Origin of the sequence: Mycobacterium sp. 1423905.2 (assembly GCF_001673155.1) — a bacterium.
Lineage (GTDB): Bacteria > Actinomycetota > Actinomycetes > Mycobacteriales > Mycobacteriaceae > Mycobacterium.
Genome location: NZ_LZLE01000172.1, coordinates 1 through 8,541, shown reverse-complemented (window position 1 = coordinate 8,541; position 8,541 = coordinate 1). Strand labels below are relative to the sequence as shown.

At 67.2% G+C, this 8,541-nt stretch carries 6 protein-coding genes; 5 read left to right on the top strand and 1 reads right to left on the bottom strand.

Annotated elements, in window-relative coordinates:
- From secD to A9W95_RS10265, 5 genes are all read left to right on the top strand, one after another.
- A partial coding sequence (secD, locus tag A9W95_RS10285) for a protein translocase subunit SecD (RefSeq protein WP_067411697.1) occupies positions 1-1,404 on the top strand: 1,404 nt, incomplete at its 5' end.
- Positions 1,405-1,408: 4 nt separating this feature from the next.
- Positions 1,409-2,734: a protein translocase subunit SecF gene (gene secF, locus A9W95_RS10280; RefSeq protein WP_067411690.1), complete on the top strand. Its 1,326-nt coding sequence runs from the start codon at positions 1,409-1,411 to the stop codon at positions 2,732-2,734.
- Between the two features lie 5 nt (positions 2,735-2,739).
- Positions 2,740-4,401 carry an ABC transporter substrate-binding protein gene (locus tag A9W95_RS10275; RefSeq protein ID WP_067411687.1) on the top strand — a complete coding sequence of 554 codons (1,662 nt, stop codon included), beginning with the start codon at positions 2,740-2,742 and terminating at the stop codon, positions 4,399-4,401.
- On the top strand, positions 4,398-4,940 hold the full coding sequence (locus A9W95_RS10270; RefSeq protein WP_067411684.1) for an adenine phosphoribosyltransferase: 543 nt from the start codon (positions 4,398-4,400) through the stop codon (positions 4,938-4,940). The genes A9W95_RS10275 and A9W95_RS10270 overlap by 4 nt, the downstream gene beginning before the upstream one ends.
- Before the next feature lie 192 nt (positions 4,941-5,132).
- Positions 5,133-7,502 (top strand): bifunctional (p)ppGpp synthetase/guanosine-3',5'-bis(diphosphate) 3'-pyrophosphohydrolase, encoded by a 2,370-nt coding sequence (locus tag A9W95_RS10265; RefSeq protein ID WP_067411693.1) that lies wholly within the window; start codon positions 5,133-5,135, stop codon positions 7,500-7,502.
- Positions 7,503-7,505: 3 nt separating this feature from the next.
- On the opposite strand, the gene A9W95_RS10260 is transcribed toward A9W95_RS10265, so the two are convergent.
- Positions 7,506-8,474, bottom strand: a complete 969-nt coding sequence (locus tag A9W95_RS10260; RefSeq protein ID WP_082983012.1) for a peptidylprolyl isomerase — start codon at positions 8,472-8,474, stop codon at positions 7,506-7,508.
- Positions 8,475-8,541 lie beyond the last annotated feature (67 nt).

Here is an 8,541-nt window from a genome sequence, read left to right as displayed (position 1 = left end):
TCGATGCCCGCGCAGGGGGCACCGCCGCCCGAACCGAAGCCCGCGCCTGCGCCTGGGCCGGGCGCACAACCGGCTCCGCCGCCCGGTCAGCCCGGTGCACCCGGCGGAGCGCCGGCGCCCGCACCGGCCCCGCAGCCGCGTCCCTACCCCGAGGAGCCGACGCCTGCCCCCAGCCCAGCGCCGGCTCCCGGCCCGGCTCCGGCTCCCGCTCCGGCGCCAGGTCCAGCGCCGGCCGGTGACACACCGCCGCCGGCCGAGGCGCCGGCGCCGCCGGATCCCCGCAAGGACCTGGCGGAGCGCATCGCACAGGAAAAGAAGTGGCGGCAAAGCACCAGCCAGTACATCCAGATGGTGGCGCTGCAGTTCGAGGCGACGCGGTGCGACAAAGAGGACATCCTCGCCGGCAATGACGACCCCAAGCTGCCGCTGGTCACCTGCTCGACCGACCACAAGACCGCCTATCTGTTGGCGCCGTCCATCATCAGCGGTGACCAAATCCAGAATGCGCAATCGGGAATGGATCAGCGCAGCATCGGCTACGTCGTCGACTTGCAATTCAAGGGTCCGGCGGCCAACGTCTGGGCCGACTACACCGCCGCGCACGTCGGCACCCAGACCGCTTTCACCTTGGACTCCCAGGTGGTCAGCGCGCCGGTGATCAACGAAGCGATCCCGGGCGGCCGCACTCAGATCAGCGGCGGGGAGCCGCCTTTCAACGCATCCACCGCGCGCCAGCTGGCCAATGTGCTCAAGTACGGATCGCTGCCGCTGTCGTTCGAATCTTCTGAGGCACAGACGGTTTCGGCGACGTTGGGCCTGACGTCGCTGCGCGCCGGGTTGATCGCCGGTGCGATCGGCCTGGCGTTGGTGCTTGCCTATTCGCTGCTTTACTACCGGGTCTTGGGTTTGCTCACGGCGCTGTCGTTGATAGCTTCGGGCGCAATGGTTTTCGCCATCCTGGTGTTGTTGGGCAGGTATATCAACTACACCCTGGACCTGGCCGGCATCGCGGGTCTGATCATCGGTATCGGAACAACGGCCGACTCGTTCGTGGTGTTCTTCGAGCGCATCAAAGACGAGATCCGGGAAGGCCGTTCGTTCCGATCGGCCGTTCCGCGCGGCTGGGCCCGCGCCCGCAAGACCATCGTCTCGGGTAATGCGGTGACCTTCCTGGCGGCCGCGGTGTTGTACTTCCTGGCCATCGGACAGGTGAAGGGTTTCGCTTTCACGTTGGGGCTCACCACGATCCTCGACCTGGTGGTGGTGTTCCTGGTGACCTGGCCGCTGGTCTACCTGGCCTCCAAGTCGTCGCGGTTGGCCAAGCCCGCCTACAACGGCCTGGGCGCCGTGCAACAGGTCGCGCGCGAACGCCGCGCGGTGGCCGCGAAGACGGGACGGGGATAACGCCATGGCGGCAAAAGCCAAGACCGACAAGAAAGACGCCGACACTCAGGCGGTGGAAATCACCGAAGCCACCACGGAAGTGGCGCCGGTGAGCGACAAGAACACCAAACTGCCCCAGCACAGCTTCCTGTCGCGGCTCTACACCGGCACCGGCGCGTTCGAGGTGGTGGGGCGCCGCAAGCTCTGGTACGGCATCAGCGGGGCCATCATGGCCATCGCGATCCTCAGCATCATCCTGCGCGGCTTCAGTTTCGGCATCGACTTCAAGGGCGGCACGACGGTGTCGATGCCGAGCGCCGGCGCGTCGGGCACCGTCCAGGTCTCCCAAGTCGAGGACGTGTTCAAGAAGACGCTGGGCAACGATCCCGAATCGGTGGTCACCGTCGGCAAGGGATCGTCGGCGACGGTGCAGATCCGGTCGGAAACGTTGTCCAACGACCAGACCGAAAAGCTGCGCAATGCGTTGTTCGACGCGTTCCAGCCCAAAGGCGCCGACGGTAAGCCCAGCAAGAAGGCGATCAGCGACGCGGCGGTGTCCGAGACCTGGGGCGGTCAGATCACCAAGAAAGCGGTGATCGCGCTGGCGGTGTTCTTGGTGCTGGTGGCCCTCTACATCACCGTGCGCTACGAGCGCTACATGACCCTTTCGGCGTTGGCGGCCATGGTGTTCGACCTGACCGTCACCGCCGGGGTGTACTCACTGGTGGGCTTCGAAGTCACTCCGGCCACGGTGATCGGCCTGCTGACCATCCTCGGCTTCTCGCTCTACGACACCGTCATCGTGTTCGACAAGGTCGAGGAGAACACGCACGGCTTCCAGCACACCACCCGGCGGACCTTCGCCGAACACGCCAATCTCGCGGTCAACCAGACCTTTATGCGATCGATCAACACCAGCCTGATCTCTGTGCTTCCGGTGCTGGCGTTGATGGTCGTGGCGGTGTGGCTGCTCGGCGTCGGGACGCTGAAGGACCTGGCGCTGGTCCAGCTGATCGGCATCATCGTCGGCACTTATTCGTCCATCTTCTTCGCCACGCCGTTGTTGGTCACCTTGCGTGAACGCACCGAGCTGGTGCGTAACCACACCCGCCGGGTGGAACGGCGCCGCCGCACCGCCGCGGCCACCGGCACCGACACGGCCGAGGCGGCCGAGGACGAGGCGCCGGAAGTCGCACCCGCCACGGAAGCCACTGTGGAAGCCTCGAACACCGAATCCGAACCCGCACCGACCAAGCCGGCGCCGTCGAGCAAGCCGGCGCCCGGCGCCCGGCCGGTCCGACCCACCGGCACCCGGCGACCGACCGGCAAGCGAAACGCCGGCCGGCGGTAGGCGCGATGGCCACCTGGCGTCGGCGTCTTGGCTTTCGGCGAGCTCTGGTGGTTATCGGCCTGACGGCCGCCCTGGTGGCCGGGCCGCTCACCGGATGCTCGGGCAGCGCGGCCGGACAGATCGACTACGTGGTCGACGGAACCGTCGCTACCTACAACGCCAATACGGTGGTCGGCGCCTCGTCGGCGGCGGCGCAGGCGTTCGCCCGCGCGCTGACCGGCTTCGGCTATCACGGACCCGACGGGCAGGTGGTCGCTGACCACGACTTCGGCACCGTCTCAGTCGTCGGCGGCGCCCCGCTGGTGCTCGACTACCAAATTGCCGACAACGCCGTGTACTCCGACGGCAAGCCGGTGACCTGCGACGACATGGTGTTGGCGTGGGCGGCCCAGTCCGGGCGGTTCCCTGGTTTCGACGCTGCGACCCATGCCGGCTACGGCGACATCGCCAACGTCGAGTGCACCCCCGGGCAAAAGAAGGCGCGGGTGTCGTTCATCCCGGACCGCAGCGTCGTGGACTACGCCCAGCTGTTCACCGCGACCGCGATGATGCCCGCACACGTCATCGGTGACCTACTGGGCACCGACGTCACCGCCGCGCTCCTGACCAACAAGACGCCGGTGATCGAACAGATCGCCAGACTGTGGAACACCACCTGGGACCTCAAACCCGGCATCGACGTCAAACGCTTCCCGTCGTCGGGCCCGTACAAGATCCAGTCCGTCCTGGACGGCGGCGGCGTGGTGCTGGTCGCCAACGATCGTTGGTGGGGAGCCAAGGCGATCACCAAACGCGTCACGGTGTGGCCTCAGGCGGTCGACATTCAAGACCGCATCAACAACCGCAACGTCGACGTGGTCGACGTCGCCGCCGGGTCGTCGGGAACCCTGACGACCCCGGACAATTACGAACGCTCCGACTACGCTTCGGCGGGAATTCAGCAGCTCATCTTCGCCCCGCGCGGGGAGTTGGCACAGGCCCGCGCCCGCCGGGCAGTGGCACTGTGCACTCCGCGCGACACCATCGCCAAGGACGCGGGGGTGGCGATCGCCAACTCGAGGCTGAGTCCGGCGACCGAGGACGCCGTTGCCGCGGCCGACGGATCCGCCGAAGCCGCGCAGTTCGCCCGGGCCGATCCCGTCGCCGCGCGCACTGCGATGGGCGGGGCTCCGCTGACTGTTCGGGTGGGGTACCGGGGGCCCAACGCACGCCTGGCGGCGACCGTAGGTGCCATCGCCAAAGCGTGCGGACCGGCCGGAATCACCGTTACAGATGTGAGTTTGGACACACCCGGACCGCAGGCGCTGCGCGATGGAAAGATCGACGCACTGCTGGCCAGTACCGGTGGGGCGACCGGTAGCGGGTCCACCGGTTCGTCGTCCCTGGACGCTTACGACCTGCACAGCGGCAACGGGAACAACTTGTCGGGCTATTCGAATCCCCAGGTCGACGGCATCATCGGGGCGCTGGCGGTGTCCGCCGACGCCGCTGAGCGTGTCCGATTGCTCGCCGAGGGCTCGCCGGTACTCTGGGGTGACATGCCGACATTGCCGTTGTATCGGCAGCAGCGGACGTTGTTGATGTCGAAAAAGATGTATGCCGTGAGCAGGAATCCGACCCGCTGGGGAGCGGGCTGGAACATGGACCGATGGGCTTTGGTGCAATGACGACTGTCAGGGAAAGCGCGCCCGTGGCTGACGTGATCGCGTCGTTGACGCGTGACGTCGCCGACTTTCCCGAACCCGGAGTCCAGTTCAAGGACCTGACTCCGCTGTTCGCCGACCGGGAAGCGATGAGCGCGGTGATCGACGCGCTGGCTGAGACCGCCAAGGGCGCGGATCTGGTGGCCGGCATTGAATCGCGCGGCTCGTTGGTGGCCGCGGCGATCGCCGCGCGACTGGGGACCGGTGTGTTGTCCATCCGCAAGAGCGGCAAGCTGCCGCCACCGGTGCTGCGGGAGGACTACAACCGCGAATACGGCCCGGCCACCATCGAGATTCCCGCCGACGGCCTCGACCTCGAAGGCCTCAACGTGGTGCTCATCGACGACGTGTTGGCCACCGGCGGCACCTTGGGCGCCGCGAGCCGGCTGCTCGAGCGCGCGGGCGCCAACGTCACCAAGGCGGCAGTGGTCGTCGAACTGCCCGCGCTGGGTGGCCGCGAGGCGATCGCGCCGCTGGCGGTGCACAGCCTGAGCCGGGTCTAGGCCGCGGCCTGGGGCCGCCCTCGTCGTTCGAGTGTGAACTAGCGGCTCCCAGTGTGCTGTGACGGCGCGGTTGCGTCGATTTCCCCGCCGCTGGCGCACACTCGACGCCGCCAATGCACCCTCGGCACGTAACGTCGGAAGCGGCGGGCAATGACAATCGACGAGATATCCTCGAGGTCGGAGGTGACGACCGTGGCCGACGACCAGACCACAGTGCAGGATGTTGCGCCCGCGGACGCCAGCACTGCGGTTGAGGCGGTACCGGATACAGCCGAGCCGCCAGCAGAAACTCTCAAGACATCGAGCAGCGCGTCCCGCCGGGTGCGGGCTCGCCTAGCCCGTCGCATGACCGCCCAGCGCAGCGCCGTCAACCCGGTGCTCGAGCCGCTGGTGGCGGTGCACCGCGAGGTCTATCCCAAGGCCGACCTGTCGCTGCTGCAGCGGGCGTACGAGGTCGCCGACCAGCGGCACGCCAGCCAACTGCGCCACTCCGGCGATCCCTACATCACCCACCCGCTGGCCGTGGCGAACATCCTGGCCGAGTTGGGCATGGACACCACCACTTTGGTCGCCGCGCTCCTGCACGACACGGTCGAGGACACCGGGTACACGCTCGAGGCGTTGAGCGAGGAATTCGGTGAGGAGGTCGGTCATCTCGTCGACGGGGTGACCAAGCTGGACCGGGTGGTGCTGGGCAGCGCCGCTGAAGGCGAGACCATCCGCAAGATGATCACCGCGATGGCCCGCGACCCGCGGGTGCTGGTGATCAAGGTCGCCGACCGGCTGCACAACATGCGCACCATGCGCTTCCTGCCGCCGGAGAAGCAGGCCCGCAAAGCCCGCGAGACGCTGGAAGTGATTGCGCCCCTGGCCCACCGGCTGGGCATGGCGAGCGTCAAGTGGGAACTGGAAGACCTGTCGTTCGCGATCCTGCACCCGAAGAAGTACGAGGAGATCGTCCGCCTGGTGGCCGGGCGGGCGCCGTCGCGCGACACCTACCTGGCCAAGGTGCGCGCCGAGATCACCAACACGCTCAACGCGTCGAAAATCAAGGCGACCGTGGAGGGGCGGCCCAAGCACTACTGGTCGATCTACCAGAAGATGATCGTCAAGGGCCGCGACTTCGACGACATTCACGACCTGGTCGGCATCCGCATCCTGTGCGACGAAATCCGCGACTGCTACGCCGCGGTCGGGGTCGTGCATTCGCTGTGGCAGCCGATGGCCGGCCGGTTCAAGGACTACATCGCCCAACCTCGCTACGGCGTCTACCAGTCACTGCACACCACCGTGGTCGGGCCCGAGGGCAAGCCGCTGGAAGTGCAGATCCGCACCCGCGACATGCACCGCACCGCCGAATACGGCATCGCTGCGCACTGGCGCTACAAAGAATCCAAGGGCCGCAACGGGGTTCCGCATCCGCACGCCGCGGCAGAGATCGACGACATGGCCTGGATGCGTCAACTGCTCGACTGGCAACGCGAGGCCGCCGACCCCGGCGAATTCCTGGAGTCGCTGCGCTATGACCTTGCGGTCCAAGAGATTTTCGTGTTCACCCCTAAAGGTGACGTCATCACCTTGCCGGCCGGCTCCACGCCGGTCGACTTCGCCTACGCGGTGCACACCGAGGTCGGCCACCGGTGTATCGGCGCGCGCGTCAACGGTCGGCTGGTGGCGCTGGAACGCAAACTCGATAACGGGGAAGTGGTGGAGGTTTTCACCTCCAAAGCGCCCAACGCCGGACCGTCCCGAGACTGGCAGCAGTTCGTGGTGTCCCCACGCGCCAAGACCAAGATCCGGCAGTGGTTCGCCAAGGAGCGCCGCGAGGAGGCGCTGGAGGCCGGCAAGGAAGCCATGGCGCGTGAGGTCCGCCGCGGTGGACTTCCGTTGCAGCGCTTGGTCAATGCCGAATCCATGTCGGCGGTCGCGCGCGAACTGCACTACACCGACGTCTCGGCTCTCTACACCGCGATCGGTGAGGGGCATGTCTCGGCCAAGCACGCCGTGCAGCGCCTGCTCGCCGAACTAGGTGGCATCGACCAGGCCGAAGAGGAGCTGGCCGAGCGGTCCACGCCGACCACCATCGCGCGCCGCCAGCGCAGCACCGACGATGTCGGGGTGTCGGTGCCCGGCGCGCCCGGCGTGCTGACCAAGCTCGCCAAGTGCTGCACGCCGGTGCCCGGCGACGCGATCATGGGGTTCGTCACCCGTGGCGGTGGGGTCAGTGTGCACCGCACCGACTGCACCAATGCCGCCTCGCTGCAACAGCAGTCGGAGCGGATCATCGAGGTCCTGTGGGCGCCATCGCCGTCGTCGGTGTTCCTGGTGGCCATCCAGGTCGAAGCGCTCGACCGGCACCGTCTGCTCTCCGACGTCACCCGGGTGTTGGCCGACGAGAAGGTCAACATCCTGTCCGCTTCGGTGACCACGTCGGGTGACCGAGTTGCGATCAGCCGCTTCACTTTTGAGATGGGCGACCCGAAGCATCTCGGTCACCTGCTCAATGTGGTCCGCAACGTCGAGGGCGTTTACGACGTCTACCGGGTCACTTCGGCCGCGTAGCAGCTAGTCCAGCCGTATCGAGGTGATGGTGACGGTGGTCGCCGGTGTTCCGTCGTCGCCGCCGCCGACGACGCCGCCCTTGGCGATCTTCTCGACGACGGCCGTGCCCGCCTCGTCCATGGTGCCGAAAACCGTGTACTGCGGCGGTAGTTCGGAGTCGTCGTACACCAGGAAGAACTGGCTGCCGTTGGTGTCGACTCCGGCGTTGGCCATGGCGATCGTCCCGCGCGGATACACCATCGGCTGGTTCAGGGCGCGATCGCGCGGGGGGAACTGGTTGGTCGGATACTCGTTGGCGAATTCGTAACCGGGACCGCCGGTTCCGTCGCCTTTGGGGTCACCGCACTGCAATACGCTCAGCGACTGCGCGGTGGTCAGGCGATGGCACTGGGTGTCGTCGAAGAAGCCCTGCTGGGCCAGGCTGACGAAACTGTTCACCGTGCAGGGGGCCTTGTTGTTGGCCAAATTCAGGCCGATGGCGCCCTGATTGGTGGTCATGGTCACGGGAACCTGCGCCGGGTTGGTGGGCACGGTGCCGGTCCGCGGCGGCTTCACCGATTTGGCCGCCGGATCGGTCGACGACGGGTACTGACAGTTGGCGCCCACGTTGGCCGGTGGCGAAAATGCCGGCAGCGCAGGCAGATTAGGCCCGTTGGCGACGGTCTCACTGGTGTCGGGCACCTTGTTGCTGGTCGGCGGCGGGGGCGCGGTGGGGGGAGAAGAAGACTTGTCGTCATGGCGGACGTAGACGAAAACGACGGCCGCCACCAGAATCAGCACTGCCGCCGCGGCGACGCCCACCCAGATCGACCAGTTGGACGCGTGAGACGGCGCGGCCGGCGTCTCAGGCTGGGGCTGGGTCGGTGCAATGGGTGCGTGCGGGGCCGATGTCACGGTGTTGGACAGCGCCGCGCGCGCGGCCTCGGCCAGTTCCTGCACCGACTGGTAACGGACTTGCGGATCTTTGGCCATGCCGCGCGCAATGACCGTGTCGAACGCCGGCGGTAGTCCGGGCGTCATGGCCGACGGCCGCGGCGGC